The 25,064-nt window shown below is 50.7% G+C and carries 21 protein-coding genes, 3 tRNA genes and 1 other annotated feature; of the genes, 22 read left to right on the plus strand and 2 right to left on the minus strand.

Annotated features, from left to right (window positions below):
* Positions 1-100: 100 nt before the first annotated feature.
* The 7 genes from ACKQTC_RS08085 (at position 101) to ileS (ending at position 7,237) form a co-directional block, all read left to right on the plus strand.
* Entirely contained in the window at positions 101-1,072 is a 972-nt protein-coding gene (locus tag ACKQTC_RS08085) for an HlyD family efflux transporter periplasmic adaptor subunit (RefSeq protein WP_408977941.1), read from the plus strand.
* A gap of 10 nt (positions 1,073-1,082) precedes the next feature.
* Entirely contained in the window at positions 1,083-1,769 is a 687-nt protein-coding gene (locus tag ACKQTC_RS08090) for a YggS family pyridoxal phosphate-dependent enzyme (protein ID WP_408977942.1), read from the plus strand.
* A gap of 15 nt (positions 1,770-1,784) precedes the next feature.
* Positions 1,785-2,318, plus strand: a complete 534-nt coding sequence (locus tag ACKQTC_RS08095) for a cell division protein SepF (RefSeq protein ID WP_408977943.1) — start codon at positions 1,785-1,787, stop codon at positions 2,316-2,318.
* Complete coding sequence (proC, locus tag ACKQTC_RS08100) at positions 2,319-3,110, plus strand: pyrroline-5-carboxylate reductase (RefSeq protein WP_408977944.1); 792 nt, start codon at positions 2,319-2,321, stop codon at positions 3,108-3,110. It begins immediately after the preceding gene.
* Between the two features lie 14 nt (positions 3,111-3,124).
* Positions 3,125-3,421, plus strand: a complete 297-nt coding sequence (locus ACKQTC_RS08105) for a YggT family protein (RefSeq protein ID WP_408977945.1) — start codon at positions 3,125-3,127, stop codon at positions 3,419-3,421.
* Positions 3,418-4,161: a YlmH family RNA-binding protein gene (locus ACKQTC_RS08110; RefSeq protein ID WP_408977946.1), complete on the plus strand. Its 744-nt coding sequence runs from the start codon at positions 3,418-3,420 to the stop codon at positions 4,159-4,161. The genes ACKQTC_RS08105 and ACKQTC_RS08110 overlap by 4 nt, the downstream gene beginning before the upstream one ends.
* A 283-nt stretch (positions 4,162-4,444) precedes the next feature.
* Positions 4,445-7,237, plus strand: coding sequence for an isoleucine--tRNA ligase (gene ileS / locus ACKQTC_RS08115; protein WP_408977947.1), 2,793 nt, complete (start codon positions 4,445-4,447; stop codon positions 7,235-7,237).
* Positions 7,238-7,455: 218 nt separating this feature from the next.
* Here ileS and ACKQTC_RS08120 read toward each other — a convergent pair whose 3' ends face one another.
* Together ACKQTC_RS08120 and ACKQTC_RS08125 are read right to left on the minus strand one after the other, a co-directional pair.
* Positions 7,456-8,118, minus strand: coding sequence for a nitroreductase family protein (locus ACKQTC_RS08120; protein ID WP_408977978.1), 663 nt, complete (start codon positions 8,116-8,118; stop codon positions 7,456-7,458).
* Positions 8,119-8,349: 231 nt separating this feature from the next.
* A tRNA-Leu gene (locus ACKQTC_RS08125) sits at positions 8,350-8,433 on the minus strand.
* Between the two features lie 175 nt (positions 8,434-8,608).
* Here ACKQTC_RS08125 and folD point away from each other — a divergent pair.
* The 15 genes from folD (at position 8,609) to thrS (ending at position 25,029) form a co-directional block, all read left to right on the plus strand.
* Positions 8,609-9,478 (plus strand): bifunctional methylenetetrahydrofolate dehydrogenase/methenyltetrahydrofolate cyclohydrolase FolD, encoded by an 870-nt coding sequence (gene folD, locus ACKQTC_RS08130; RefSeq protein WP_408977948.1) that lies wholly within the window; start codon positions 8,609-8,611, stop codon positions 9,476-9,478.
* On the plus strand, positions 9,475-10,023 hold the full coding sequence (locus ACKQTC_RS08135; RefSeq protein WP_408977949.1) for a hypothetical protein: 549 nt from the start codon (positions 9,475-9,477) through the stop codon (positions 10,021-10,023). The genes folD and ACKQTC_RS08135 overlap by 4 nt, the downstream gene beginning before the upstream one ends.
* A gap of 11 nt (positions 10,024-10,034) precedes the next feature.
* Entirely contained in the window at positions 10,035-10,985 is a 951-nt protein-coding gene (locus ACKQTC_RS08140) for a Ppx/GppA phosphatase family protein (protein WP_408977950.1), read from the plus strand.
* Complete coding sequence (gene ppk1 / locus ACKQTC_RS08145) at positions 10,948-13,125, plus strand: polyphosphate kinase 1 (protein WP_408977951.1); 2,178 nt, start codon at positions 10,948-10,950, stop codon at positions 13,123-13,125. Before ACKQTC_RS08140 ends, ppk1 begins: the two co-directional genes overlap by 38 nt.
* A gap of 22 nt (positions 13,126-13,147) precedes the next feature.
* Entirely contained in the window at positions 13,148-14,815 is a 1,668-nt protein-coding gene (locus tag ACKQTC_RS08150) for a glutamine--tRNA ligase/YqeY domain fusion protein (protein WP_408977952.1), read from the plus strand.
* 4 nt (positions 14,816-14,819) lie between these two features.
* Positions 14,820-15,569 (plus strand): lysophospholipid acyltransferase family protein, encoded by a 750-nt coding sequence (locus ACKQTC_RS08155; RefSeq protein WP_408977953.1) that lies wholly within the window; start codon positions 14,820-14,822, stop codon positions 15,567-15,569.
* Positions 15,553-16,881, plus strand: coding sequence for a MurT ligase domain-containing protein (locus ACKQTC_RS08160; protein ID WP_408977954.1), 1,329 nt, complete (start codon positions 15,553-15,555; stop codon positions 16,879-16,881). Before ACKQTC_RS08155 ends, ACKQTC_RS08160 begins: the two co-directional genes overlap by 17 nt.
* 137 nt (positions 16,882-17,018) lie before the next feature.
* A tRNA-Val gene (locus ACKQTC_RS08165) sits at positions 17,019-17,092 on the plus strand.
* 168 nt (positions 17,093-17,260) lie between these two features.
* Complete coding sequence (locus tag ACKQTC_RS08170; protein ID WP_408977955.1) at positions 17,261-18,175, plus strand: DUF2156 domain-containing protein; 915 nt, start codon at positions 17,261-17,263, stop codon at positions 18,173-18,175.
* Positions 18,168-19,322: a GNAT family N-acetyltransferase gene (locus ACKQTC_RS08175; protein WP_408977956.1), complete on the plus strand. Its 1,155-nt coding sequence runs from the start codon at positions 18,168-18,170 to the stop codon at positions 19,320-19,322. The genes ACKQTC_RS08170 and ACKQTC_RS08175 overlap by 8 nt, the downstream gene beginning before the upstream one ends.
* 134 nt (positions 19,323-19,456) lie before the next feature.
* Positions 19,457-21,109 carry a DAK2 domain-containing protein gene (locus ACKQTC_RS08180; protein ID WP_408977957.1) on the plus strand — a complete coding sequence of 551 codons (1,653 nt, stop codon included), beginning with the start codon at positions 19,457-19,459 and terminating at the stop codon, positions 21,107-21,109.
* Between the two features lie 16 nt (positions 21,110-21,125).
* Entirely contained in the window at positions 21,126-21,986 is an 861-nt protein-coding gene (locus ACKQTC_RS08185; protein ID WP_408977958.1) for a DegV family protein, read from the plus strand.
* A gap of 7 nt (positions 21,987-21,993) precedes the next feature.
* A complete protein-coding gene (locus ACKQTC_RS08190) occupies positions 21,994-22,452 on the plus strand; it encodes a hypothetical protein (protein WP_408977959.1) in 459 nt (152 codons plus the stop codon).
* Positions 22,453-22,670: 218 nt separating this feature from the next.
* Positions 22,671-22,752: transfer RNA gene (locus ACKQTC_RS08195), tRNA-Leu, on the plus strand.
* Positions 22,753-22,875: 123 nt separating this feature from the next.
* Positions 22,876-23,083 (plus strand) — a binding site (T-box leader).
* A gap of 44 nt (positions 23,084-23,127) precedes the next feature.
* On the plus strand, positions 23,128-25,029 hold the full coding sequence (gene thrS / locus ACKQTC_RS08200; protein WP_408977960.1) for a threonine--tRNA ligase: 1,902 nt from the start codon (positions 23,128-23,130) through the stop codon (positions 25,027-25,029).
* Positions 25,030-25,064 lie beyond the last annotated feature (35 nt).

The following is a 25,064-nucleotide window of genomic DNA, read 5'->3' on the forward strand; positions in this document are numbered from 1 at the left end:
TTTCTATTCCGGATAAGGGGAGATTAAAGCTATACATTCAGTGCTCATTTGTTATATAATGGAAAGTGAAATTCGCTTATAAAGGGGAGATAGACGATTCATGAAGCTGCGATTACCCCTATCTGACTGGCACCCGGTCCATCGGGTTGTGGCCATTATTATGGTGGTCCTCCTGGCATGGGTTGCAGGGAGTGCCATTTATACAAAAATCAATCATTCGTTAATTGAAACCGTTACCATTGAAAGTGAAACACGAGATATAAAAGTGCCCGGCTATGGTTATGTTTTTGCTGAAACAGGCCTTATCAAAGCCAAAAATGACGGCACCTTTGAGCCTAAGGCAGAGCAGGGGGAGCGGGTTGCTAAAAAGCAGCTGATCGCCGACCTCATCTACACGACAGACCAAAGTGATAAAAAATATAAAAAAGAATACCTGGCCCCCCTCGCCGGCATCGTCAACTATGCCATCGATGGCTATGAAGAAGTGGAAGACGTGTCGACCATCAAGGGGCTGGATTTAAAAAATATTTACGAAGAAAGTAAAAGCAAGAAGAGTAAAAGTGCCGGCAAGCGCGAGGTAACCAAGGGAACCGTCTGCGCGGCAGTGGTAGACAACCTAAAGCCGGTGACCCTGTACTTTTCTTATTCCGATAAAGATAATAAGGTCATCAAAAAGGCCGATGAAGTCATCCGAATCCGCTTTCCGGATACAGGGGATGATATCCAGGCCTATGTTCTCAAGGTTGAAAAAGATAAGAATGGCCACCATTGGGCCACCCTGAACCTGGGCCCCATGAGTGATACCTTCCTCTTGGAACGGGTTGTTCAGGCAGAGGCCTACAAGAGGGAACAAGGCATTTTAAAACTTGACCGGTCAGCGGTTGTTTTTAAAACCAGCAAATCCGGCAAGAAGATTCCCGGGGTCTATACCTTGAATAATAGTGTCGTCAAATGGCAAATGATTCAAGTGAAGCAAGAGCAAAAAGACAAGATCATTTGCGAGATTTTACCCAAAGGAACAAAGATTGTGACCACGCCTGACCGGGTACGGGAAGGTGAAATTTTAAAGTGAGGGTTGATTCGTGTCGATTAAAGAAAATATTTCTCTTATCCGAGAACGCATAGAAGCGGCCCGGCAAAAAAGTCCTCATCCGGAAAAGCCGGTAGATATTATTGCTGTCAGTAAGTTTCATGATGTGTCGGAAATCCGTGAGGCCATGGCCGCCGGCGCCACCGTTTTTGGGGAAAACCGGGTCCAGGAGCTCATTCCAAAGCTGGATGCCTTTGAAGGTGAAGGGGTGCCCTTTCATGTGATTGGACACTTACAGACCAATAAGGTTCGGCAGATTGTCGGGCGGGTGGCCATGATTCAGTCCTTAGACAGCCTCCGCCTGGCCCAGGAAATTGAAAAACGGGCTGCTGCCAAAGAGGTGGTTGTGCCGGTATTGGTCCAGGTCAATATGGCCGGTGAAGACCAGAAGTATGGCCTGGCGCCGGAAGAGGTAGAAGGCTTTTTAGAGCAGTTTACAGCCTTTCCCCACTTAAAATGTGAGGGACTCATGTTTATTGCACCCAACTTGGATAACAAAGATGATTTACGCCCTTATTTTAGGGACTTATATAAGATGTTTTTAAAGTATAAAGATTTGGGTATCCCCAATGTATCTATGACCCATTTGTCTATGGGCATGAGCGGGGATTATGAAGTTGCTATTGAAGAAGGGGCAACGATGGTGCGGATTGGCAGCGCTATTTTTGCAAAAAAATAATTGGGGGTCAGAGCAATGGCTATTGGTAAAAAATTATTAGATTTTGTAGGCTTTGTTGATACTGAAGAGGAAAATGAGGCCTATATGGATGAAGCATATGACAATGATTATTACAACGCTTATGATGAGCCGGTTGCCACTGAAGAACGGCGGTTTTCTCCAATGAACCGCTTTCGCAGCAGCCTACCGGTGGCAACAGAAGAAGCGTCTTATAGTGGTGGTGACGATATGAAAATAGTATTATTACAACCGATGCGGTTTGAAGAGGCCCAGACCATTACCCGCTATTTACTGGATAATCGGGTGGTCGTTTTCGATTTACATGAATGCCAAGTCGAAGAGGCGGTCAATATTGTTAACTTTGTCAGCGGGGCCATCTTTGCCCTGAACGGGTCCATCCAAAAAATCAACGATCAAGGGGCCATTTTTGTGGCGGTACCGCCCAGTGTCAGCCTTGAGAATGAACTGCGCGGGAGCTTAAACGATGGCGATTACGGCCCGACCATTGCAGAGTGGGTGAACCACCAACGGGGCAAAGGGGACTTTTAGGTGAAAAATATAGGTTTTATTGGTTGTGGCGCCATGGCCCAGGCCATGATGCCGGCCATCAAGACCAGTGGCCTGGACTGCACCCTCGCTTTTTCCCAGCGTAACCGGGACCATGGTCGAGCCTTTGCTGACCGCTTGGGCGTTCGCTTTGTGCCCAATAATAGCGATCTATATGGGCAGGTGGATGTGGTTGTCCTTGCTGTTAAACCGCAGCAACTGGCTGACCTTGACCTGGCCCTGGCGCCCGGTCAGGAGACCCCCCTGGTCCTGTCCCTATTAGCCGGGACGCCCCTGGGGCAGTTGCGCCAAGCCCTGGGCCATGACCGGCTTATCCGGGTCATGCCCAATGTGGCGGCCTCTGTTGCGGCATCTATGACTGTCATGGCAGCTGGTCCAGGGCTTTCCCAAGAGGATATTGACCTGGCCAAGCGTATTTTAGATACCATTGGCCGGACGGTTATTTTAGATGAGGAGGGCTTAGACAAGGCCGGGGCCTTGAACGGCTGTGGCCCGGCCTTCTTTTTCCAAATTATGGAAGCCTGTGCCGATGCCCTGGTGGCCTTGGGGATTCCCCGGGCCATCAGTTATGAAATAGCGGCCCAGACCATGAAGGGGTCCGCTGACCTGGCCCTGGCCGACCAGACCCATCCCGCTGTGCTGAAGGACAAGGTTACCTCGCCCGGCGGCACCACTATTGCCGGCGTCTGCGCTATGGAAAAGGCCGGTGTCCGCAGTGGGCTCATTGAGGCGATTTTGGCCAGCTATGGGCGGACCAAAGAAATGTCACAATAGAAAAGCGGTGGAAAATGACGATTGGAAGCGTTTTATATGATGCGGTTAACCTGGCCTGTAGGCTCTACCAGTTCCTAATTATCGTTCGAGCCTTCATGACCTGGTTGCCGATTGACCCATATAGCCGGGTGGTGACCTTTGTCAGCGACCTGACAGATCCCTTTTTCCGGTTAATCGAACGGTTTATGCCGGGCTTTTTGCTCTCACCCTTAAACTTTACCCCCATGGTGGCCTATGTGCTGGTGGCCTTGGTCAGACTGGCCTTTAATCAGGTCTTTTTACATCTCCTGTATGGGGTTTCTGCCCTATGAGTGATGACCTGCAAAGGCGGCGCCTGCTGGACCTCATCCACCGGGCGCAAAAAAAATGGCAAGCGGAATGGTCAGACTTTATGCCGCGGGAGGAAGCGGAAGACCTGTTGGCGCTTTTTACCGGGACAGATTTAACCGTCCGCACTTGGGGCGGATGGGAGGGGGCCGAGCGGGTGCGCTTGGCCTTTTCCATGTTAGATGACCTCACAAGCGATGACTTTCACCTGGCCCTGATGAGTCTAGATGGACCGGCGAAGTTCTTAAAGGCCGACCACAGGGACTACCTGGGGGCCCTGATGTCCCTGGGCTTTACCCGGGACAAGATGGGGGATATTCTCGTCCGGGAGGGTGGTTGTGATTTCTTTATTGACCTGGACCTGGTCGACTACCTGGCTGTTTCAGACTTGCGGGTTCGCCGGGTACCGGTCCAAATCGCCCAAAGGGACTGGCAATCTTGGACCCCGCCGGAAGTTAAAACAGAAGAGCAGGTCCTTATTGTGCCTAGCCTGCGTTTGGATGCCGTCCTGGCCAAGAGCTTTCAGCTCTCCCGCCGGCTGGCAACCGATCTTATCGACGCCGGCTTGGTCCGGGTAAACCATACGGTAGAGTACCGGAGCCATTACCTCCTGGTCGGCGGAGACCTGCTGGCAGTCCGCGGGCATGGCCGGGTCAGGATTGGCTCAACGACGGGCACGACGAAGAAGGGCAATATAAAACTTCTCATTGAACGGTACTTATAAGTGTTGACAAGGAGAAGGCAATTGTCTATTATAGAACAAAGCAAAGATGGGAACAGGAGTCCGAGATAACCGGCTTTAGCGACTCTGCGATGGTGGAAGGCAGAGAGTCGGCCTCAGGGCTTATCCTCCCGGAGCTGCGACCTGAAAAACAGAGTAGGGGAGCCGTCTTATTGGCGTTATACAATAGTCGAGTGCCGTCATCTTTTGACGGTATGAGGGTGGTACCGCGAGTCAATTCGTCCCTTTTGGGGGCGATTTTTTTATTTTATGAAGAGGTGTAAATATGGCAAAATCAGAAAAAGAAAAAGCATACGGCAATACCCTTAATTTGCCTAAAACTGATTTCCCCATGCGAGGCAACCTGGCTAAAAAAGAGCCGGAAACCTTAAAATTCTGGGAAGATATTGATATTAACCGCTTAGTCAACGAAAAAAATGCCGGTCATGAGACCTTTATCCTTCATGACGGCCCGCCCTATGCCAATGGCCACCTGCATTTAGGCCATACCATGAACAAGGTCCTTAAGGACATGATCAATAAATCCAAGAGCCTCCAGGGCTACCTGACGCCTTATGTGCCTGGCTGGGATACCCATGGGCTGCCCATTGAGTTAAAGGCCATTGAAAACGTCGGCCTGGATGCAAAGAATAGCGATCCGGTGGCCTTCCGCGATGCCTGCCGGGACTATGCGCTGAAGTTTGTTGATATCCAGCGGGATGAATTTAAGCGCTTAGGGGTGCGGGCTGACTGGGATAACCCCTATGTGACTCTGGACCCGGCCTTTGAAGCGGAAGAAATTGGCGTTTTCGGTAAAATGGCTGAAAAGGGCTATATTTACAAGGGGAGTAAGCCGGTTCACTGGTGTCCCCATGACCATACCGCCTTGGCTGAAGCCGAAATCGAATACAAGGAACAAACTTCGCCCTCTATTTATGTGGCCTTTAAAGTCACCGATGCCAAGGGCTTATTTGATAGCACCGATGCCTACATTCTCATTTGGACCACAACCCCTTGGACCCTGCCGGCCAACCGGGCGGTTTCTGTCCATCCGGAATTGGACTACCAACTCATTCAAATCGATGACCGCCAGTACCTGGTAGGCAAGGACCTCCTGGATAGCGTGGTCGCAGCCATTGGCCTGGAGACCAAGCCTGAAGTTCTAGCCACCTTTAAAGGGACCGATTGTGAATACATCAAGTACCAGACCCCCTATGGCGGCGATGAAGGGATTGTGACCCTGGGGACTCATGTTACCACAGATGCCGGTACCGGTTGCGTTCATACCGCACCCGGCCATGGGATGGAAGACTTTGGGATTGGCCAAGAATACGGCTTAAAAATCCTCTCTCCGGTCGATGACGAGGGGCACATGACCGCTGAAGCCGGACCCTTTGAAGGGATGGACTTGAAAACAGCCAATGGGGCTATTTTAAAAGACCTGAAAGACCGGGGAATCCTCCTCCACCAAGGGACTATCAACCACCAATATCCGGTCTGCTGGCGCTGCAAAACCCCAACCTTCTTCCGGACCACTCCCCAGTGGTTTGCCTCCATTGATGGCTTCCGTGAAGAAGCCCTCCAGGCCATTGAAAATGATATTAAATTCACCCCGGCCTGGGGCAAGGAACGGATTTATAACATGATTCGTGACCGTGGCGACTGGTGTATCTCCCGCCAACGGATTTGGGGCGTGCCCATTCCGGCCTTTTACTGCGATGACTGTGGGGAAATCATCATCAATGAAGAGACCATCCGCCACCTGCAGGACCTCTTCCGCGACCATGGGGCCAATGTCTGGTTTGAACGGGAAGCCAAGGACCTCCTGCCGGCAGGCTACCAGTGCCCGGCATGCCAGAGCCAACAGTTCAGCAAGGAAACCGATATTATGGACGTTTGGTTCGACTCCGGCAGCACCCACCAAGGCGTTCTGCGTGGCCGTCCGGACCTCTCCTGGCCGGCGGATATGTACCTGGAAGGGAGCGACCAGCACCGCGGCTGGTTCAATTCCTCTTTATGTACCTCCGTTGCTGTAAATGGCAAGGCCCCCTATCGGCAACTCCTGACTCACGGCTTCCTGGTTGACGAACAGGGCCGGAAGATGAGTAAGTCCCTCGGCAATGGCGTCGATCCCCTGGAAGTCATCAACAAGCAGGGGGCGGATATTCTCCGCCTATGGGTTGCCTCTGCCGACTACCGCGGGGATGTTTCCGTCTCCCAGGGGATTTTACAGCAAATCAGTGAAGCCTACCGGAAAATCCGGAATACCTTCCGTTTCATCCTGGGCAGTCTTTCTGACTTTGATCCGGCTAAAGACCGGGTAGCGCCCGATGCCTTGACCGACTTGGATAAGTGGACCCTCCTGCGGCTTAAAGAAATTGCCGACAATGCAAAAGAGGCCTATAACAACTATGAATTCCACCAGGTCTACCGGTCGGTGCATAACTTCTGTACTGTTGACCTATCCGCCTTCTACCTGAACATCATCAAGGATAGACTCTACGCCAATGAAACAGCCGGCCAGGACCGCCGGGCTGCCCAGACGGTCTTGTACGATACCGCCTTGGCCCTGGACGTTATCCTGTCGCCGATTCTTGCTTTCACTTCTGAAGAAGTTTTCCGCTATTTGGATATCCCGAACAAGCCTCAAAGCGTTCAGCTGATGGATTGGCCTGAAGTGGAAGTGCCCCAGGTATCGGATAGCTTCTTGAAACGCTGGGACCGCTTGATTGACTTCCGGAATGAAGTTACCAAGGCCCTAGAAGAAGCCCGTCAAGCTAAGGTCATCGGCAACTCCCTGGATGCGAAAGTCAGCTTAGCCCTAGCCGGTGAAGCAGCCAGTTACCAGGAAGATATCGCTGCCCTAGGAGATGACCTGGCAGACTTCCTGATTGTCAGCCAAGTTGAAGAAGGGGCTGAAAGTGTAGCAGATGCCTGGACAAGCGATGTCCTGGAAGGGCTCTCTGTTCTTGTCCAACCCGCCGAAGGGGAAAAATGCCCCCGGTGCTGGAAATACAGCACCAGCGTCGGCCATAACCACGAAGACCTCTGCGACCGTTGCGCTGAAGTATTGAAGTAAAATAGATAGCCGCTTCAGTCAGTTGAAGGGCTATCATTTATAAAAAAACTACCGGCCGTTTGGCCGGTAGTTTTTTGTCCTAAAGTATATAGATATCATAAAGACCCATTTTAATGATGTTTTTATCTACTTGAAAGGAAGTTTTGAGCAGACCTGCTGATATAAGACCTTTAGATAGAGCCATATATCGGACGGTATGGCCAGCACTCAGCAAGCGATTAATTCCATTGAAAATTATTTTTCCCGGCGGCTATTTCAAAATGATATTTTACAATTCCTAGGTCAACCTTGGCAAAAAATCCTTTACCGGCTCTTGCAGTGACCTGACTCCCCTCGCAGATTAACATAAATTTTTGCTGATTCATCGCCGTAGGGGCCAGGAGGGCCGCTGCCACGCCGGCTTCGAACCAGGCCGGTGACTGATGATTGAGGTTGCTAACTTTAGAGGCATCTTTAGATTTATGTGCATGCCCCTGGTCTTTTCCATAGCCGAGGGCAATGATAAGAACCAGTTTTTCGTCGGATGAAATTTGAAAAGCGCCGGATATTTTTCTGTAAGTCAGCCCGACCCAGCAAGTATTTAGACCAAGTTGCTGGGCTTTTAGGACGAGGCGTTCACCGTAATAACCGCATTGTTCTTCTAAACCTTTCCTTTTTTGACCGATTAAGGCGATGTAATTTTTTACTCCCCTAAATTTACCATAATGAGCCATAAAGTTGTCAAAAGCCCTTGGCTCATCTGTGACCAACTGAATGTTCAAACCACTTTCCTGGTTGCAAGCAGCTAGCTCAGCTTCTAAACGAGCTACGATACTTGCCTCAAGAGCTTGATTTTTATATTGGCGTACGCTGTGACGTTCTTGTATTGCTTCAATAAATATTCAATGATTATACCTCACTAGGTTATAGCCAGTAGCCAAGTCAATATTTTCGAAATACAAAAGATGTGAGAGGATGGGTCCATAAAGAGCGGTTTAAACATTAGTGGCTGCGAAAATAGGGCCTAATAAATATACGAGGAAATGAGAAGTAAGGATAAGCGTTTAGAAATAGATGACAAATTCAAAGTCATTTACAAAAAGGACCTGCTCTACTGAACAGGTCCTTTTTAATGCCGGAGGTGGGACTCGAACCCACACGAGGTTACCCACGGCAGATTTTGAATCTGCTGCGTCTGCCAATTCCGCCACTCCGGCAGGGTGCTGAAGATTTGACATTGCCTATTTTACACCAGGCCGATTTCAATTGTCAAGAGCAGATGTGAACCGGGTAAGGCTTTTATCATTTTTTAGCCATTGGTTAGGATTGCTGAAAATACCGCTTTATTATGCTATAATGTTCGCATAAGTATTAGATAAAGGAGGGACACTTTTGCAGGAAATATCTGGACTTGACTTGGCAGACCGTCTCCGCGGGGAGATGAAGGCAGCGGTTGAAGAGCGACAGGCTGCAGGCCGCCGGATTGGGCTAGCGGTTGTTTTAGTTGGCGAGGATCCGGCATCGGAAATCTATGTGAGAAATAAGCAGAAGGCCTGTAAAGAGGTTGGTATAGTATCTTCTAAAATAAGCTTGCCGGCGGATGTCGCAGAGGCAGACCTTTTGGCAACCATTGAGGACTTAAACCAGGATGACGGGATTCATGGGATTTTGGTGCAGTTGCCCCTGCCGGACCATATCGATAAGGACAAGGTGATCAACGCCATTGCCCCGGAAAAGGATGTAGACGGCTTTACGCCGATTAATATGGGGAGACTCTTAACAGGTGGCCAGGCCTACCTGCCCTGTACCCCTCAGGGGTGCCTGGCACTTTTAGAAGAGGCCGGTATCGACTTAGCGGGCAAAAAGGCTGTGGTAATCGGTCGGTCGAATATTGTCGGCAAACCGGTGGCCCTCCTCCTCCTACAAGAAAATGCAACGGTGACCATTTGCCATTCAAAAACCCAAGACCTGGATGCGGAACTGGCCGATGCAGATGTGCTGGTGGTGGCCATGGGAAAGGCTAAGGCCATTAAACCCCAGCAGGTAAAGGATGGGGTGGTCATTATTGATGTAGGGATCAACCGCGACCAGGAGGGGCGGGTGTGCGGGGATGTGGATGCCGAGGCCTTCAAGGCGGCCGATAAGACCTGTAGCCTGACCCCTGTACCGGGCGGTGTTGGCCCCATGACCATCACCATGCTCTTAAAAAATACCCTTGCTGCAGAAGCGGCTATATTTGCACTAAAGGAGGGCAACCAATGACCTATCGTGAATCAGATGCGGAAATCCTGCTCTTGTGTGAAGACCTTATCAACTGTTTGAATGCTCATCCCGGCCTGACCGGGGCCACTGAGGCGGAACGGGAGGCCTCACCGATTGGCCGCCGGTTGGGCTTTCTTCGGAAGCGGATTGAAACCGAACGCCGGTTAATTGAAGAGATCAGCATGCCGGGACGGTTACTGATAGAGCATTTTTCTTTATTTGCCGGCAAAATGGATTATACCATCGGTTTTAGCTACGGTAATATTAAGACAGGCCGGGGGCTCCTCTCCGGGGTGCGGGTTGGTGAGTGGGGAACCATCACCCTGGATATCGGCGATGTCAGTGTCAACTGGCGGGATGCGGATGTCGGCTATATGTTTTACCCGGACCGGATCATTGTCCGGCCGAAAGACAGTGGGGAAGATGATATCACCCTATTTTTTAGCTACTCCTTTAAGTATGATGGGGACCTCATCTTGGCCTTCAAGGATGTAAAAGATGATGACCAGACCCTTTATTGGCACGACGATATGCTGGATGAATAAGTGAGGCTAAAATGAAATATGCGGTCATAGACATTGGCTCCAATACGATGCGGGCAGTTATTTATGAGGTCATTAATGATGACTTTGAAGTGGTTATTAATGAAAAAAACTTTGCTGAGCTGATCAGTTACATAGAAGACAACCTCTTAACCGAGGCCGGCATAAGCCGCCTGTGTCGTATTCTAAAGAAAATGCGGGTGCTTTGCGATGAGACCAATACCCAGGATATTCTCTGCTTTGCAACGGCATCCCTGAGATATATTGATAACCAAAAAGAAGTGCTGGAGCGGGTTAAAGAAGAAACAGGCATTAGTATTCAGCTCCTGGATGGTTGTGATGAAAGTTATTATGACTTTATCGGCCTGAGGGCAGCCATAGGGGAGCCCGAAGCCATTGGTTTTGACTTAGGGGGCGGCAGTGCCCAGCTCTTCTATTACCGGGATAACCGCCTGGTCAAGAGTATGAGTGAACCAATTGGGACTCTGGCCATGTACAACCAGTATGTCAAGGGCCTCTTTCCCAACTCCAAAGAGCGGAATAAGATCCGCAAGCGGGTGAGTAAGTCCTTGGAAAATGCTGGCGACTTTAAAGCTTTTAAGCAAAAACGTCTTTACGGTATGGGCGGAACGGCCCGGGCCCTGGCTAAGGTCCACCGCCACCTGGTCGGCAATGACCGGGCCATTGACTACAAGCTGACCCTAGAGGATATAATGGAGGTAGACCGCACCCTGAGTGATTTAGGTTTAAGCGGGATTAAGATTTTAAACCGGATTTTACCGGAGCGGTTGGTGACCTTTTTACCGGGTTTATTGATTATTGAAGAACTCATGAGACACGTTGGCGCAAATGAATTGGTGATTATTGGATACGGGGTACGTGAAGGATATCTTATTGAAAACGCCATTAATAAGGGGAGAGGTATAAATGAGTTCAGGGATTCCGACATCGTTATTTGTCAATAGGGAGCTCAGCTGGCTGGGTTTCAATGAACGTGTGCTAGAGGCCGCTGAAGATGATCGCCTACCGCTATTTGAACGCTTACGCTTTATTTCGATTTATGGATCTAATTTAGACGAATTTTTCATGGTCCGGGTTGGCGGGCTCACCGATGCTCTCATGCTCGGTGTGGAAGAAATAGACGGTAAAAGCGGGATGAGCATTGAAGAGCAATTGGCCGCTGTCTACCAGCGCGTTCGCGAATTGCTCCCCCGGGTAGAAGCTTGTTACCGGGATATTATTGCTGAATTGGCCAAGTATGACATCCATGAAGTAGACATGGATAACCTGACGCCCTATGATGAAGACTACCTGACCCGGTTTTTTGATAATAATGTGGCCCCCTTCTTATCACCGCAGATTATCGATAGCCACCATCCCTTTCCCTACTTTAGCAATAAGGAGCAATTTGTCGGTATTGCTCTGGAAACCAATAAGAAACGCCTTTTTGATTTCGGTGTGGTGCCGGTCTCTTATCAGAATTACCGCCGCTACCATATCTTTGAAAATGAAAGCCGGACCGGCTACAAGTATGTCCTCATGGCCCCCTTGATCATGCACTTTGCCCATAAGCTCTTTAAGCGGGATAAAATTAAGGAACGGTTCGTTTTCCGGATTACCCGGAATGGGGACTTGAAGGTAGAAGAGGCCCTGTATGACCAGGATATTGACTGGCGGCAACAGATGGAACAGCTTTTAAATAAGCGGAAACGGTCCCAGGCTGTCCGCCTACAATTATCCCAACACATTTCCCGAGAGCTCCAAGACTACCTGATGCAAAAGTTAGACATTGAGCCCCGGGCGGTTATGATTGCCGAACAGGTACCGGCCTCCCTGAGCCATGTCTACGACCTGACCGGTGAGTTGGCTGAAAAGTACCCGGCCCTGAACTATAAACCCATGCCGCCTATTATGCCGCCGGGCATTAAGCCTGGGGATTCCATTATTAAAAAACTGGATGACCAGGGCGATATTTTTCTCGCCTATCCTTATCATTCCATGAAGAGCTTCCTGGACCTGCTTGATGAAGCAGCCGTCGATCCGGAGGTAACCTCAATCAAGATTACCCTCTATCGGATTGCCAGTGGCAGTAAGGTGGCCCAGGCCCTCATCAAAGCCGCTGAAAACGGCAAGTCCGTTATCGTCTTAGTAGAACTCAAGGCCCGCTTTGACGAGGAACACAACATTGTTTGGTCCAAGCGGTTGGAAGAGGCCGGCTGCTCCGTTTTATACGGGATGGAAAACTACAAGGTCCATTCTAAGATTTGCCTCATCACCCGCCGGACAGGGCGGAAGGTCCAGTATATCACCCAGATTGGGACCGGGAACTATAATGAAAAGACCGCCCGGCAGTATACGGATTTTTCTCTCATCACCCAGAACCAAAAAATTGGTGAAGAGGTCAGCCGGGTCTTCCAAACCCTGCAAATGGGGGCCTTTGTCGATTCTAGCCAGTACCTCCTGGTGGCTCCGCTCCAAATGAAGAGCCGGTTCTTAGACTTTATTGATGAAGAAATTGCAGCCGCGCAAGCAGGTAAGCCGGCTCGGATTATCTTAAAACTAAACGGCCTTTCCCATAAAGATATGATTGAGGCCCTGGTCCGGGCTTCCCAGGCCGGGGTAGACATTACCCTCTATGTCCGGGGGATTTGCTGCCTGCGGGCCGGGGTGGAAGGCTATACGGAAAACATCAAGGTCAAGAGTATGGTTGGCCGCTTTCTGGAACACCCGCGGATTTATATTTTTGGCTATGGGGACCGGGAGAAAATCTTTATCGGGTCAGCCGACTGGATGACCAGGAACCTCCTATACCGGGTGGAAGTTGCGGTGCAAATTCTCGACCCGAATGTCCGCAAGATTATAATGGATATCTTAAGTATCTTAGCGGAAGACAATGTCTTAGCCCGGGTGGCCCTACCGGATGGCAGCTACAAGCGGCTCTATCCGGGACAAAACGAACGGGCCATTGACTCCCAGTACGAGCAGTATGCCTACTTCAAACAAAGGACAAATCAATACCAACCGCCGACCAGCAAAAATACGGCCAGTGGCCATCAGGACACATTTATAGGCCGGCTTTTGGCCTGGTTTAAAGGCGACCGGTAATTTTTTCATACAGAGGTGCAAGATGGAAGAGCAGATCATCACAAAGAATTTTATTGAACAAATTATAGACGCAGACCTTGAAGCGGGGATGGACGCTATTGCTACCCGCTTTCCACCGGAGCCCAATGGCTATCTTCATATTGGACATGCCAAGTCCATCTTCTTAAACTTTGGCCTGGCTAAAAAATATGACGGCACCTGCTTTTTGCGCTTTGACGATACCAACCCGATTAAGGAAGAGGATGAGTACGTCGAAAGCATCCAGCGGGACGTGGCCTGGCTAGGGGCCGTTTGGGATGGTGAGGTGCGGTTTGCATCTGACTACTTTGACGCCTTTTATGACATGGCCGAATCCCTGATTGAAAAGGGCCTGGCCTATGTCGATGACCAAACAGCAGAGGAGATGCACAAGCACCGGGGTACCTTGACGGAGCCCGGGGTTGAAAGCCCTTATAGAGACCGGTCTGTCGAGGAAAACCTTAGCCTTTTCCGGCAAATGCGGGACGGGGCCTTTGCCGATGGGGAAAAGGTCCTTCGGGCTAAGATCGATATGGCCTCTCCCAATATGAATATGCGGGACCCGGCCATTTATCGGATTCTACATGCCAGCCACCATCGGACCGGGGACAAGTGGTGCATTTACCCCATGTATGATTATGCCCACCCCCTGGAAGACGCCATAGAAGGGATTACCCATTCCCTTTGCACGCTGGAATTTGAAGACCACCGGCCCTTATATAACTGGTTTATTGACCACCTGGCCGATAGCCCCCACTTGAAGAGCAAACCCCAGCAAATTGAATTTGCCCGCTTGGAAATTGAAAACACTATGACCTCTAAGCGTCGCTTGAAAGCCCTTGTTGACGCCCAGTTGGTTGATGGCTGGGATGACCCCCGGTTGCCGACCATTAGCGGGCTCCGCCGTCGGGGTTATACGCCGGCAGCCCTCAAAGAATTTTGCCAACGGATTGGTGTGGCCAAAACCAACAGCATTGTGGAGCAAAACTACCTGACCTTCTGCCTGCGGGAAGACTTAAACCGGGTGGCTCCCCGGGCCATGGCAGTTTTAAATCCCTTGAAACTCACCCTGACCAATTACCCGGAAGATCAAATTGAATGGGTAGAGGGGGTCGTGAACCCTAACGACGAAAGCATGGGCACCTATCAAATCCCCTTCGGTAAGCACCTCTATATTGAACAGGAAGACTTTCGCGAAGAGGCCAACCGCAAGTACCACCGGCTCAAACCGGGTGGAGAAGTGCGGTTGATGTATGGCTATATCATCAAGTGCGAGGACTATGTCAAAGACCCGGAAACCGGCGAAATTACAGAAGTCCTCTGCAGCTATGACCCCATGACCAAGAGCGGGATGCCCGATGCAGACCGGAAGGTCAAAGGGACCCTGCACTGGGTAGAAGCCACTCATGCCGTTGATGCCGAAGTCCACCTGCTGGATGACCTGATGGACCCCGACCAGGCCGCCGACGCGGATATCCTGGACCGCTTTAACAAGGATTCCCTGGAAGTCCTGAAGGGTTGCAAGTGCGAACCCCGGCTGGCGGAAGCCCCCATTGGGCAGGCCTATCAATTTATGCGCAAGGGCTACTATTGCGCCGACCGGAAGTACCATACGCCGGAGGCCCCTGTCTTTAACCTGACAGTTGGCCTGCGGGATAAGTTTAAGGGTTAAGCGCATGCGGTATCTACGTGCGATTATTGTCTATACCTGGGCCTTGCTGGTGCTGGTCACCCGCTGGCCCTTATTGCGTGCTGTTGAAAAACAGAGAGAGGGCCAGTTCTCGGAAGCCATGGAGCGGATTCATGGTGTGGCCCAGCCTTTTGCAGGCCAAATTTGCCGCCTGGCCGGTTGTCGGGTAGAGGTAGAGGGCTTGGAGCATATCCCTGACGAGGGGTCGGTGGTCTTAATTGGGAACCACCAAAGCTTTTTTGACATTCCGATTGTCCTGGCCAGTGTCAACCGGCCAGTGGGCTTTCTGGCCAAGCAAGAGCTGGGGGAGGTCCCTATTTTTGGTCGCTGGACGGCCGGCATTGGCTCCATCTTCATCCCCCGGGGCGAATCCCGCAAAAGCCTTGAGGCCATTCTAAATGCGGTAAAAATGCTCAAGAAAGCGGCCCACCTCCTGGTCGTTTTCCCTGAAGGCACCCGGAGCTACCAGGGGAAAGTTGGAGATTTTAAGGCCGGGAGCTTAAAAATTGCTACCAAATCTGGCGCTCCTGTGGTACCATTTGCAATGGACGGCAGCTGGCGCATTATGCCTAGGGATATCAAGACCTTTACCCCGGGCACGGTGCGGCTTACCTTTCTGCCGGCCATTTCAGACGAGCTGATGGCAAGTAATGACACCAAGCTAATCGCTGATGCCTGTCGACAAGCCATTACAGCTCAACTTGCCGAGGGGGAAGACAATGAAAGTAAGAAGTAGTTTAGCAAAATTAAGTGGACAAATGACCAAGCAGGTCTTAACCATGGCCGGCCGGGACGGCAGCAGTCTGCCCGGTAAGGTTGCCCAAACGATTGAGCCCAATCTGTTGGCTGACCTGGCCGCCGGTTGCCGGTCCGTCGTGGTGACCGGAACTAATGGTAAAACGATGACCACAGCTCTGTTGGTTAAAGCCTTGGAACAGAAGTATCCTAAAGTTTTAACCAATGCCAGTGGGGCCAACATGCTCCAGGGGATTACCTCTACTTTTTTAACCTTGAAAAAGAATGAACAACCGATTGCTGTTTTGGAAGTCGATGAAGCCACCCTGCCCTATGTTACGGAAGCGGTCCAGCCGGAAGTAATCGTTTTTACCAACATCTTCCGCGACCAGGCTGACCGCTATGGGTCTACTGAAGGGGTCCTCGACCACTTACGCCGGGGGGCCCGGTTGGCACCAACAGCGACCATCATTGCCAATGGGGATTTACCGGCCTTTGCCCAGCTGAAGGTCAATAACCCGGTCCGGTATTATGGGTCAACCTTGGCCAAAGACCTACCCCAGCCCAGTACGGAAAAAGAAGATGACACCTGCCCTTCCTGTGGGGCCAAGCTCAGCTATTCGGAAAGAACCTATGGGAACCTGGGGCATTACCACTGCGAGGCTTGTGCCTTTAGCCGGCCCCAGCTGGATTTTACCCTGGAGGATGTGACGTCTGTCACCACCCACCGGGCTGTTGGGGTGGTGAATGGGACGACGGTTGAACTCAATACCGGGGGCTTTTACAACTTGTATAATGCCCTGGCCGCCTTTGCCGCTGCCAGTCATTTAGGGGTTAAGGCCCAAGACATTGTCGCCGGCCTGCGCCAAGTGGTGCCCCTAAGCGGTCGCCAGGAAGTGGCCCATATTGAAGGTAAGGAGGGGACCCTCCACCTGATCAAAAACCCGGTTGGCTTTAACCAGATTGTCCAGCTCCTGGCCCTGGAAAAGGATCCCTTTTCCCTGGCCATCCTGCTCAATGACCTACCGGCAGACGGGGTGGACACCAGCTGGGTTAATGAAGCGGACTTTGAAAGCCTGCTCCAGTTAACGGACCACCGGCCCATCCTCCTTGGTGGCCGCCGGACAGACGTTTTGCAAGACCGGCTCAGCCGGGCAGGTGCTAAGGCTGCAGACCTGAAGCTTTGCGACAGTGATGAAGCCTTGTGCCGGGCCTTGGCCCAACTGCCAACAGAAAAGGTGCACATTCTGCCGACCTTTACAGCCCTGGCTGACCTCCGCCGTGAGCTGGTTGCCAAGGGCTACATCCAATAAAGCTATTCTACCGTCGCCCGCTTGGGCGGCGGTATTTTCCTTTTAGGCCTAAAAATTTAGGAAAAAATTTATAAAATGAAAGTAAAACCTTGACAGACGGTTGGTAAATCCATATAATAATAGATGCTGATTGGTACGGGCGGTTAGCTCAGTTGGTTAGAGTATCTGCTTGACATGCAGGGGGTCGATGGTTCGAGTCCATTACCGCCCATTCAGTTTGCGGACTTTCGTTGAGACGGAAGTCCGCTTTTCATTTTATCTGTTTTTACCAATGCCTTTTTCAGGAGGGACCTGCTGTCAATAGGCATTTTTTTGTTTGCCAAAAGGCCGAAACGGTGATACAGATAGGGACTAAGACACAGAAGAAAAGAGGAGAAGCATGTTAGGTTTCAAGCAAATCGAGCTCTCTGATAAAGATATCCTCGATAATTTTTTTATCCAAACACAAAATCAAATTTCTGATACCACCTTTACCAACTTATACATGTGGCGGCGGTGTTATGCAGTGCGGTGGGCTGTTGTGGAGGGACACCTGGTCGTACAACCGAATGCTTGGGAAAGCAGCTGGATTTTACCCCCTTACGGCTACACGGAAGATGATGCGTCCTTTAAGGATGCGGTAGAGACTTTGGCGGAATCCTTCCATGATGACGGCAAAGACTTTGTCATCCGGGGGATTACCGATGCCGAAAAGGAACGGATGGAAGCCCTATGGCCGGCCCAGTTTACCTTTGAAGAAGAGCGAGACATTGCCGACTACATATATAATGGTGAAGACCTGCGCCAGCTCAAGGGGCGGAAGTATAGCAAAAAAAGAAACCACCTGAACGCCTTTTTACGGGAATATCCGGACTATGGATTCGCCGAATTAACCAAGGAGGACGTCCCGGAGGCGCTGGAATTCTTAGAATACTGGTATGGTGAACAAAACCGGAATGGAAACCTGTCTGACAGCTTGCTCTGTGAACGGGAGGCCATTTACGATGCCCTCATGGCTATTGATGAGCTGGCCTATTCAGGGGGCTATATCCGGATTAATGGTAAGATGGTGGCCCTCACCATGGGTGAGCGGGTCAATGAAAATACGGTGGTTATCCATATTGAGAAGGCCTTTGCCGATTATCGGGGCCTGTACGGGGCCATCAATAAAGACTACCTGAACCACTTTTGGCCGGACATTGAATATGTCAACCGGGAAGAGGATATGGGTCTTGAAGGCTTGCGTCATGCAAAAGAATCCTATTACCCGGCCTACCTTTTAATGAAGCACAAGGCTGTGTGGAAAAATGATTAACTGGGGAATTCGGCCGGCAGAAGCCCGGGATGGGGAGCTTTTAAAAGAGCTCTGGCGCTATTCCTTTCATAATGATGGAGAGGCCTTTACCGATTGGTATTTCCGGGCCTACCACCGCTTTTCAGAAACCCTGGTGGCCACTTCGCCCGCCGGGCAGGTGGTGGCCTCCCTCCAGTGTATAGACATGACCCTGAAAAATAAGGCGCAATCATTGAAGACGGCCTATATCGTAGGAGTCAATGCCTTCCCGGAAGTCCGGGGACGGGGGGCGGTAGGGGCCCTCATGCAGGAAGCCCTCAAGCGGTCGCCCTACACTGGACTCTTACTCATGCCCTTTGAGGGGAATTTTTATGCCCCCCTGGGTTTTCGCTATATGAACTACCATGGGCAAATCAGTGTGCCTATGGGGGATTTATATGCCTATAGCCAGAAGGCAGAGCTGACCTTTAAACGGTTTTCCTTAAAGGCAGCACCAGTCACTGACCTGGACCGGGTTTATAGCACCTGGCAGGGTCGCTACTATGCCTTCTACGTCCAAAGGGATAGCCGGCGCTGGCAGGCCCTCTTAGATGACTTAGCTGCAGAAGGGGGCTATGGGGTCATGGCCTATGCCCAAGGCCAGCCGGTGGGCTACCTCCTCTATAGCCTGCAAGAAAAAACCTTCTATATCCGGGAAATGGCCTACCTGTCAGACCAGGCCAGGGCCGGTCTTTACCACTATGTGACTGGCCACCGGTCCCAGCTGGGCACGGTCACCTGGTCGGCCCCCTTGGATGAGCCAGTCATCGACCAGCCGGCAGGGGCTAAGGATTATATTACTTATGAACCCTTTATGATGTGGCGGTTTTTATCCCCGGCCAGCCTGCCGTTTTTTGCCTCAAAGGAGCCGGAAGTCCCTCTGACCTTTGCCTATAAGGATAGCCACTTAAAGCGGATCTCCCTTTGGCGCTGGGAGGGCGACCGGGTCGAGCCCATTGACCAGGCTGAGGTGGACTTTTCCGTTACGCCCGAAACCTTGTCCGACTTGGTTTTTGGCCACCGGCGCCGGCTTAAACAAGGCTGTGACATCAAGGATGCAGAGGCCTTTGCAGCCTTTGGCGCCCTCTTTCCCAGTCGTCCGCTGGCCTACATCAATGAATATTTTTAGGGGATAACCCGGCTGTTGATGGGCGGGGCAGCATAGACAAGGGGTTCTTTTTTATGCTATAGTTTAGTATGATTGTTTACAAGAACGCTGCTCATGAGATGCCTTTCAAGGAGCAGATGATTCAGGAGGCAAATATGTCAAGCAACAAGCCCATCAATGGCGATCAATTTATAGAAATGATAGCTTCCGCCGCAAACTGGCTGGAACAAAAAAGAGAAAATGTAGACCGGCTCAATGTATTTCCGGTGCCGGATGGTGATACAGGGACCAATATGTCTATGACTATGCGGTCTGCAGATAAATTTGTGAAAGAACGTGCAGACCAGACTCAAGTGGAGGATGTGGCGGCCCAGATGGCTTATGGGGCCCTTATGGGGGCCCGGGGGAATTCCGGGGTCATCTTGTCGCAGATCCTTTCCGGTATTTCCCAAGGGCTCAGGGGTAAAACTGTAGTCGAGGTCAGTGACCTGGTCCAGGCCTTTGCTCTGGGAGCTGACGCCGCCTACAAGGCGGTGACTAATCCCATGGAAGGGACCGTTTTAACCGTTGTCCGGGAGGCCAGTGAGGCCCTGAATCGGGCCTACCAGCCGGATATGGGCGCCGAAGAGGCCCTATCCCTTTTCTTACAGGCCGGCTATGCCAGCCTCAACCGGACCCCGGACCTGCTGCCGGTCCTCAAGCAAGCTGGCGTCGTTGATGCCGGTGGGCAGGGGCTCCTCTTTATCTTCGAAGGCTTCCTGGCAGCCCTCCAGGGCAAACCTGCCGCCTCTCCGGTTATCGTGGAAAAAGAACCGGTGGTAGAGGATGATTTTGAGGATACCTTTGAGCACTTTTTTGCTGACTTAAACGAAATCATCTATCCCTATTGTACCGAGTTTCTGGTCCTGGCAGACGGCAGTCACCCGGAAAGCCCCATTGAGGCCTTGAAAAACTACCTAACCAGCTATGGGGACTGCATGCTGGTGGTCGGCACCGATGACCTGGTCAAGGTCCACATCCACACCAATGACCTGGGAGCGGTCTTCTCCTTTGCCTCCCAGTTCGGTGAACTGACCGATATTAAAATCAATAACATGCGGGAACAAAACCGGGCCTTACAGGCCAAGGGCAAGGCCCAGGCGCCAGAGACCAGTGAATATGTAGTGATTGCCGTTGCCACCGGTGACGGCCTGGCTGAAGTTTTTAAGAGCCTAGGCGCCAGCCATGTCATCCATGGGGGACAGACCATGAACCCCAGCACCCAGGACTTCCTGGATGCCATGGAGGCCCATCCCGCAGAGCATACCATCTTGTTGCCTAACAATAAAAATATTATCATGACGGCGGAGCAGGCGGCCAAACTGGTTGATGGCGATGTCCGAGTGATTCCCTCCCGGACCCTTCCCCAAGGCCTTGCGGCCTTAATGCAATTTTTGCCTGAGCAGGATATTGACAACAATGCCTCTGATATGGAAGAGGCCCTGGCCAATGTTTTGAGCGGTGAGATTACAACGGCTGTCCGTGATACTTCTATTGAAGGCATTGACATCAAAAAGGATGCCTTCTTAGCCATCCTGGAAGGCAAAATCATTGCCGCCGAGGACCAAATTGGCAGCTCCCTCGAAGCCATCATCCAAAAAATGGCTGACAATCATGTTGAGCTCATTACCCTGTATTATGGGGCGGAGGTCGCTGAAGACGAGGTCAACCGGTATATTGAAAAATTATCCGACCAATATACAGATATAGACTTTGAAGCCTACCAGGGCGGACAAGATATTTATCCCTACATTATTTCGGCTGAATAGAGAGGAGGGACCGCCTATGACAAAAATAGGTATCGTTACGGATAGTACCGCCGACCTACCTGATGAAATTACGTCCAAGTACAATATCCGCGTCGTTCCCTTAACTGTTACATTTAATGATAAACAATACCTGGACCGGGTAGACTTAACCAATGAATCCTTTTATGAACAGCTGACCAGCCTTCAAGAACTGCCCAAAACCTCCCTGCCCAAGCCGGAACTCTTTAATGCCGCTTACCAGCAGCTGGCTGATGCCGGTTGCTCAGTGATTTACTCTATCCACCTGGCATCAGAATTAAGTGGAACGGTCAATGCCGCCCGCTTAATCGGCAAGGAATTTTCTGCCGCCGATGTCCGGGTTTGGGATAGCCGGTCAGCGACCATTGGCTTAGGCCTTTTGGTAAAAGAACTGGCTGTGCGGATTAAGGCAGGTGCTTCAGTAGAGGCTTGTGACGCTTTTTTAGAAGAAGCGATTGGCCAACTGAAGATCTATTTTTTAATTGATTCCCTGGATAATCTTGAAAAGGGTGGCCGCATTGGCAAAGCTGGTTACCTGGTTGGGTCTATTTTAAATATTAAGCCCATCCTGATTTTGGCCGATGGGACCATCTCCGTTCATAAAAAAATCCGTGGCAATAAAAAGGATCGGGTTATCAATGAATTAACTGAAGCTGTTCTGGCCGAGATAAATGCCGATCAACCGGTAACAATAGCCGCTGGCTACAACAATAATAAAGAGGCAGCAGATGCCTTGATGGACGCTCTTAGTGTCCAGGTGCCTGACTTAGCACCGGACTACTTCCAAATTGGCTCAGTTGTCTCAACCCACATAGGACTTGGCGCCTGTGGGGCAGCCTTCTTACAAACTGAAAGGTAGGGAAATTATGGATCGCTTAGAAGCACAAGTAAAACAAATGAAAAAGTTGCAAAAACGAGGAAAAAAAGAAGCAGCGCGGTTAAATAAGTTAGCCCGCAAGCAGATGAAGGACTTGGATATTTCCGCATCACTCGATAAACTCACTGATGATGTTTTACCTAAGGTCCAGAAATTACCCTTCATTGCCCGCTGCAAAATGAATTGCCGCAAATTAGGGCTTTTAGGGCTTGCCTTGGCTGCCTTCAGTGGTCTTGCCTACCTCTGCTACCGCATCCGTCGGTCTAAGCAGGAAAAAGAAACCCTTCCTTATGACAACCGCTTTGAACTCATCGATGGTGTTGAAGACGAAGTGGCCCATGATTTCGACTTTGGCCAAGCCAGCCTGGAAGAATTGGAAGAGGCCCTGCTCCAAGTGGAAAACCGCCTCTGTGAAGTCAATGAAGGTATAGACGCTGTAGAAAAATAATCAAGAAGCCGCTATCTGGAAGCTGCCTGCCCTGCCCTGTGTAAGGGCGGGTTAAGCCTTTAGATAGCGGTTTTTGTGTTGCTGGGGTAAATAGGACGACAAAAGTAGGGCAGCCCCGGCTGCGCTAGCGGGGGATAAAAGGGATTTTTAACAAAATCTGTAAAAATAATTGACAATCCGCCAGGACCGTGGTAAAGTATTACAGTATCATTGATTAAGCGGTTGTGGCGGAATAGGCATACGCGCACGTTTGAGGGGCGTGTGGGGAGACCCGTGCGAGTTCAAGTCTCGCCAACCGCATTAGCACTCCTAAGGAGTGCTTTTTTGTGTCAAAAAATATTTTCTTTATAATATAGAAGAAATGATGTCCGTCTTGGTTTATCTTGACGGTCTCTGGGGTAAATGATAAACTGATACCATATTAAAAAAGCCTTGATGAGGACGCCGGTAAGCGGTCATTCCAGAGAGTGCAGGGATGGTGGGACTGCATATGACCCTTGCTAAGTGTGACCACCTCGGAGCTGTCTTAGGAGGACTAAGACCGGTTGCCGCCGTTAAAGGGCTTAAAGTGGGCTGTCTTGTACAGTCAAATTGGGTGGAACCACGGGAGATACACGCGCTCGTCCCTTTATGGGATGGGCGTGTTTTTTATTGATGATAAGGAGGAGTATTCATATGCGCATTCAATTACCGGACGGGCATCACCGTGATTTAGATGAAGGGGCTACGGGCTTAGACTTAGCAAAAGGTATTTCAAATGGTCTGGCTAAAAAAGCCCTAGCGGTTAAAGTAAACGGAGCTGTTGCAGACTTGGAAGCCCCGCTTCATGATGGAGATGCTGTAGAAGTCCTTACCTTTGACCAAGCCGAAGGGGCTGACGCTTTTCACCATACCTCTTCCCATGTCTTGGCCCAAGCGGTTCAAAACCTATACCCCGGTACCAAGCTGGCCATTGGGCCGGCTATTGAAAATGGCTTTTACTATGATGTCGACAGCGACCACCAGTTTACCCCGGATGACATCTCTAAAATAGAAGATGAAATGCGGCGGATTATTAAAAAGAATGCTAAGCTGGTTAAAAAAGTCCTGCCCCGGGATGAAGCTATTGCCCTTTTTGAAGAGAAGAATGAACCCTATAAGGTGGAACTCATTCAAGACCTGCCGGAAGATGAACCCATCAGCCTTTACGAAATGGGTGACTTTGTCGACCTCTGTGCGGGTCCTCACATTCCGCGGACAGGCTTAATCAAGGCCATCAAAGTCATGAACCTGGCCGGGGCCTACTGGCGGGGCGATGAAAATAATAAGATGCTTCAACGCATTTATGGGACCAGCTTCCCGAAACAGGAAGACCTGGATGCCTACCTCTTCCAGCTGGAAGAAGCCAAGCGCCGTGACCACAGACGGTTGGGTAAAGAGTTAGACCTCTTCTCCTTTGTCGATGAAGCCCCCGGCTTCCCTATTTTCCATGCAAAGGGGATGATCCTCCGCAATCAGCTGGAAAAATTCTGGCGAGAACTGCATGAGGCTGATGGCTATGGTGAAATCCGGACACCGCTCATCATGAACCGGGCCCTGTGGGAACGGAGCGGCCACTGGGACCACTATAAAGACAATATGTATTTCACTGAAATTGATGAAGAACCCTATGCCATCAAACCGATGAACTGCCCGGGCAGCATCCTACTCTATAATGAAAGTATGCACAGCTACCGGGACCTGCCCATCCGCTGGGGTGAACTGGGCCTTGTCCACCGCCATGAATTATCCGGGGCCCTTCACGGTTTAATGCGGGTCCGGGCCTTTACCCAGGATGATGGACACATCTTCATGCGGGAAGACCAGATTGAAGAAGAGCTCATTGGGGTTATGCGCCTAGTCAGCAATATTTACAAGCCCTTCGGCTTTGAATATTCTGTTGAGCTCTCCACCCGGCCGGAAGACTCCATGGGGTCTGAAGAATTATGGGAACAGGCTACGGAAGGTTTGAAAAACGCCTTGGAAAAAGTTGGCGTTGACTATAAAATCAACCCTGGAGATGGGGCTTTCTATGGGCCTAAAATCGACTACCACTTAAAAGACTCCATTGGCCGGACCTGGCAGTGTGGGACTATCCAATTAGACTTCCAGTTGCCTGAGAAGTTTGATATGACCTACATTGGTGAAGATGGTGAAAAACATCGGCCGGTCATGGTTCACCGGGCTATCATGGGCAGTCTGGAACGGTTCATCGGTATCTTGGTTGAACACTATGCCGGTGCCTTTCCAACCTGGTTGGCTCCAGTCCAGGTCCGGGTCTTACCCATTACAGATGACCAGGCAACCTATGCCGATGAGATTCGCGAAAAAATGCACCAGGCTGGCATCCGTTGTGAAGTGGACCACCGAAATGAAAAAATCGGCTATAAAATCCGTGAAGCAACGGTTCAAAAAATCCCCTACATGTTGGTCGTTGGGGCGAAAGAAGCCGCTGACGGAAAGGTCTCCTTACGGACCTACCATGATGGCGATAAGGGGACCGTTGCCCTGGATGGCCTAATTAATGACATTGTTGAGGAAGTTAAAGAGCGGCGGTAAGGGCCGGGCTCATCCGATAAATGAAGGGAGGGGGT

This window comes from Peptococcus simiae (assembly GCF_046097595.1).
Taxonomy (GTDB): Bacteria; Bacillota; Peptococcia; order Peptococcales; family Peptococcaceae; genus Peptococcus; species Peptococcus simiae.

Excerpts from the sequence above, each read along its gene's own strand:
- ACKQTC_RS08140 (WP_408977950.1), top strand. The coding sequence starts at position 10,035 with ATGAAATATGCGGTCATAGACATTGGCTCCAATACGATGCGGGCAGTT.
- ACKQTC_RS08110 (WP_408977946.1), top strand. The coding sequence starts at position 3,418 with ATGAGTGATGACCTGCAAAGGCGGCGCCTGCTGGACCTCATCCACCGG.
- thrS (WP_408977960.1), top strand. The coding sequence starts at position 23,128 with ATGCGCATTCAATTACCGGACGGGCATCACCGTGATTTAGATGAAGGG.
- ACKQTC_RS08180 (WP_408977957.1), top strand. The coding sequence starts at position 19,457 with ATGTCAAGCAACAAGCCCATCAATGGCGATCAATTTATAGAAATGATA.
- ACKQTC_RS08160 (WP_408977954.1), top strand. The coding sequence starts at position 15,553 with ATGAAAGTAAGAAGTAGTTTAGCAAAATTAAGTGGACAAATGACCAAG.
- ACKQTC_RS08170 (WP_408977955.1), top strand. The coding sequence starts at position 17,261 with ATGTTAGGTTTCAAGCAAATCGAGCTCTCTGATAAAGATATCCTCGAT.
- ACKQTC_RS08105 (WP_408977945.1), top strand. The coding sequence starts at position 3,125 with ATGACGATTGGAAGCGTTTTATATGATGCGGTTAACCTGGCCTGTAGG.
- ACKQTC_RS08150 (WP_408977952.1), top strand. The coding sequence starts at position 13,148 with ATGGAAGAGCAGATCATCACAAAGAATTTTATTGAACAAATTATAGAC.
- ACKQTC_RS08095 (WP_408977943.1), top strand. The coding sequence starts at position 1,785 with ATGGCTATTGGTAAAAAATTATTAGATTTTGTAGGCTTTGTTGATACT.
- ACKQTC_RS08185 (WP_408977958.1), top strand. The coding sequence starts at position 21,126 with ATGACAAAAATAGGTATCGTTACGGATAGTACCGCCGACCTACCTGAT.
- ppk1 (WP_408977951.1), top strand. The coding sequence starts at position 10,948 with ATGAGTTCAGGGATTCCGACATCGTTATTTGTCAATAGGGAGCTCAGC.
- ACKQTC_RS08135 (WP_408977949.1), top strand. The coding sequence starts at position 9,475 with ATGACCTATCGTGAATCAGATGCGGAAATCCTGCTCTTGTGTGAAGAC.
- ACKQTC_RS08175 (WP_408977956.1), top strand. The coding sequence starts at position 18,168 with ATGATTAACTGGGGAATTCGGCCGGCAGAAGCCCGGGATGGGGAGCTT.
- ACKQTC_RS08190 (WP_408977959.1), top strand. The coding sequence starts at position 21,994 with ATGGATCGCTTAGAAGCACAAGTAAAACAAATGAAAAAGTTGCAAAAA.
- ileS (WP_408977947.1), top strand. The coding sequence starts at position 4,445 with ATGGCAAAATCAGAAAAAGAAAAAGCATACGGCAATACCCTTAATTTG.
- ACKQTC_RS08085 (WP_408977941.1), top strand. The coding sequence starts at position 101 with ATGAAGCTGCGATTACCCCTATCTGACTGGCACCCGGTCCATCGGGTT.
- ACKQTC_RS08155 (WP_408977953.1), top strand. The coding sequence starts at position 14,820 with ATGCGGTATCTACGTGCGATTATTGTCTATACCTGGGCCTTGCTGGTG.